This is a genomic window from Schnuerera sp., from assembly GCF_035459645.1.
In the GTDB taxonomy this organism is placed as follows: Bacteria; Bacillota; Clostridia; order Tissierellales; family Tepidimicrobiaceae; genus Schnuerera.
In genome coordinates this window covers 1-3,862 of record NZ_DATHXO010000521.1, presented here as the reverse complement: position 1 = coordinate 3,862, position 3,862 = coordinate 1, and the positions used below count along the sequence as shown (strand labels likewise).

Annotated in this window: 4 protein-coding genes; 3 read left to right on the top strand and 1 reads right to left on the bottom strand. The window is 30.9% G+C overall.

Annotated features, from left to right (window positions below):
• From VK998_RS12180 to VK998_RS12170, 3 genes are all read left to right on the top strand, one after another.
• Positions 1-645, top strand: a 645-nt coding sequence (locus tag VK998_RS12180; RefSeq protein ID WP_325228733.1) for an oxidoreductase, incomplete at its 5' end; no start/stop codon positions are given.
• Between the two features lie 123 nt (positions 646-768).
• On the top strand, positions 769-2,829 hold the full coding sequence (locus VK998_RS12175; RefSeq protein WP_325228731.1) for a serine hydrolase: 2,061 nt from the start codon (positions 769-771) through the stop codon (positions 2,827-2,829).
• 164 nt (positions 2,830-2,993) lie between these two features.
• Positions 2,994-3,587: a metal-dependent hydrolase gene (locus VK998_RS12170; RefSeq protein ID WP_325228729.1), complete on the top strand. Its 594-nt coding sequence runs from the start codon at positions 2,994-2,996 to the stop codon at positions 3,585-3,587.
• Here VK998_RS12170 and VK998_RS12165 read toward each other — a convergent pair.
• Positions 3,582-3,862: GNAT family N-acetyltransferase (locus VK998_RS12165; RefSeq protein WP_325228726.1), on the bottom strand; the 281-nt coding region annotated here is incomplete at its 5' end. The two genes, VK998_RS12170 and VK998_RS12165, sit on opposite strands and share 6 nt — an antisense overlap.

Sequence of the window (3,862 nt, the reverse complement as noted above, 5' to 3'; positions counted from 1 at the left end):
TATCCCACTCCAGAAGAAATGACTATAGATGATATAAAATTTGTAATAAATGCTTTTAAGGAAGGGGCAAGGAGAGCTAATGAAGCTGGATTTGATACTATTGAAATCCATGGAGCTCATGGATATTTAATCAATGAATTTTTATCCCCTCTTACTAATAAAAGAAAAGATGAATATGGAGGTAGCATAGAAAATAGAGTTAGATTCTTAAAGGAAATAACTCAAGAAATCAAAACCGTATGGCCTGAAAACAAACCTATAATCCTGAGGGTTTCTGCTGAAGAATATGTAGAAGATGGAAATCATCCAGAAGATTTAGTAGAAATAATCAATATTGTAAAAGATGAAGGCATAGATATAATAGATATAAGTTCAGGAGGAGTAGTTCCTGCTAGGATTGATGTTTACCCAGGTTATCAAATTATTTTTGCAGAAATAATTAAAAAGGGAACCAATTTACCAGTCATCGCTGGAGGATTGGTTACAGAACCAGATATGGCTGAAGAAATCTTAAAAAACAATAGGGCTGATTTCATATTTCTAGGTAGAGAATTATTAAGAAATCCTTACTGGCCTTTACAAGCTGCTAGTAAATTAAATCATGATATAGAATGGCCTTATTCCTATAGTAGAGCCAAAATTTAATATAAACTAAAACCCCAGAAAATCTCTGGGGTTTTAGTTTTTTTAATAGCTACTCCTATGTTATAATAATATTATGACCATAGGTAATTATTGGTTAATCTAAATAGTATGGAGGGATAAAAGATGAACATATCAAGAAGAATTGTATCAATAGTATTACTAATAAGCTTATTATTGGGTATTCCTGCTACTACATTGGGAACCCCTCAAGCTAACATAAATATTCTATTAGATGAAAAGAAAGTTTCTCTAGAAGATAAGATAATTACAACTGAAAATAATCAAATAATGCTTCCTTTACGTGAGATAGCTGAAAAATTGGAATACAAAGTTAATTGGGATGGCAATACTCGAAGTATTACCCTTTCCAAAGGCTCCCAAATTATTGAACTAAAAATTGGTGAGACAAAGGTTGATTTAAATGGAGAAATTCTAGTATTAAAATCTCCACCCATTCTAAAAGAAACTAAAACCTTTGTACCAATAGAATTATTCAGCAATGCTCTAGGTTTAGTTATAGGATGGAATGGTAAGCACCAGGTTCTAAAAATTAATCAACCAGAGGAGAAAAACGAGTCCTTTTTTACTATATCGAAGGATAAAGATAAACAAGCTGAACTAGATGCTTATATAAAAGCCCTTGAAAAACATCAAAATTTTCATGGTAGTGTATTGGTAGCTAAAGATGGTGAAGTACTTCTTAATAAAGGCTATGGTTTTGCTGATTTTGAGCAAAATACAAACAATATATCTCAAACTAAATTTGCTATTGGCTCTATTACAAAACAATTTACTGCAATAGCTATTATGCAGCTTAATGAAAAAGGATTACTAAGTGTGGAAGATAAAATTTCAAAATACTTCCCTGATTTTCCAAATGGAGATTCAATCACCATTCACAATCTATTAACCCATACATCAGGTTTAACAAATTATACAAACTTAAGCGAGTTCTTAGATATTGATTTTAATAATAAAGACCCTATGAAAACAATAGAACTTATAAAAAATCTACCTTTAGAATTTGAACCTGGAAAAGAGTTTAGCTATAGCAATACCAATTATGTATTACTAGGTATGATAGTTAAAAAGATAACAGATATGTCTTTAGAAGAGTATTTACAAAAAAATATATTTACTCCTCTTAATATGTCAAATACAGGTTCATATTATATTGAAGACAACCAATTCCCTGACGCTACTCCTTATACAGGCTTTTTAGAAGTATATCCTGTAGATGATGAGTTGGTATTAACCCAGGCCTATGGTGCAGGAAATATATATTCTACAGTTGAAGATTTATATCGATGGGACCGAGCTTTAAGTACAGAACAGCTCGTAAAGAAAGAAACTTTAGATAAAATATTTACAGAATATATAACTATGCCTGGTGCAGGAAGTTATGGTTATGGTTGGATGATTGCTGATACTGATATGGGAAGACAAATTTTCCATGGTGGCAATACTATGGGCTTTACTGCTAATATAGCTCGTTATCCAGAAAAAGACTTAGTTATTGTTATCCTTACAAATAGTGCCTATTATGATACTACATCTTTAACAAACGCCTTAACTTCTATAGTCCTTGACAAAGATTATGAAATGCCTGAGGTTTTAAAGGAAATTGAAATAGAGGATCCAAATTTATATGATAATTATATCGGAAAGTATGAATTTATAGATGGCACATATATAAATATAACCAAAATAGAGGATAAATTATATGCCCAAGTTACGAGCCAAAATGCTTTTGAAATACTACCTCTATCAAATAACAGGTTCTTTGCTAAAGACGTAGACATTAGAATAGAATTTGTTAAAGATGAAGAAGAAAAGATAACTGAACTTGTCCTTGAACAACTAGGTATGACCTTTGTTTGCAAAAGAGTAGAAAATATAGAAGAAAAAAAGGAAATAGAAATAGACCCTAAAGTATATGATAATTATGTAGGAGAATACGAATTAGCTCCAAATGTAATCATTAAAATTACAAAGGAAGATAACAGCCTCTATGCCCAGCTTACTGACCAAGATAAATTTGAAATATTTCCTGAGTCAGAAGAAGAATTCTTTTATAAAGTGGTAGATGCTAAAATTACTTTCCAAAAAGATGATACTGGCAATGTAACTCATCTAATACTATATCAAAATGCCCAGGAAATTCCTGCTAATAAAATTAAATAACCACAAAAATTTGCGACAGCAAGCCTTTTGTTGTCGCTTTTTATTCCCAGATTTAGCCATCCCTTGTTTCCTGTTTTATACTTGAATGTATGTTCTAAACAAGTTATAATATAACAAGTCACGTTAATTTAATTCATTCTTTATGACATTAGAGAGGAGCTTTTATGACAGGACAAACCCATGTAGCAATAGGAATAGCAACAGCATTAACTTTATCTATTGAACAGCCCATAGAAAATCAACTGATTATAGTTTTATCTTCAATAGTTGGATCTTTGGTTCCTGATTTAGATCACCCTAAGAGTAAATTAAATCAAAAATTATTACTGATAAATAATAATTTTTATAGAGCTTTGTTTTACTTAACATTTGGAAGTATTATTATATATTATTATTTAACTAAAGGTAGTAAACCCTTTATATTGCTGGGAATAATATCCTTACTTATAGGAATATCCTCCCATAGAGGTTTTACCCACAGTATAGTAGGTTTTCTTGTATCTACAACTATAGTTAAAATATGTGCAAAAAACTGTGGGCTGTACCCTATATATTCTGGTTTTATTATAGGATATATATGCCATTTAGTGGCAGATTTCTTTACCCCTATGGGAATAAAAATATTTTTCCCTTTAGGCAGCAATATATCTTCACCAATTACCATTAAGACCAATAGCAAACTTGAAAAAATTATGTTTATTGTCCTAAGCATTTATTCTATATCACTATTGATTAAATATTTATTTATTCATTTATAATTGAATATCGTCTAAAAATCTATACATTACGTAAGCATCTACTAACCCTAACTCCATATGGTTGAAAGCTTTAGGTAATGTCCCAACGATCTCAAATCCCAAATCCTTCCATAGCTTAATTGCTCCAGTATTGGTAGAAACCACAAAATTAAATTGGATTGCCTTAAAGCCGGCTTTTTTTGCTTCCTTAAGGCAATTAATTCCCATTTTTCTACCAAATCCTTTACCTTGATGGCTTAAAGATACCATGAAGGAAGCATTTGCTACATGAGAAC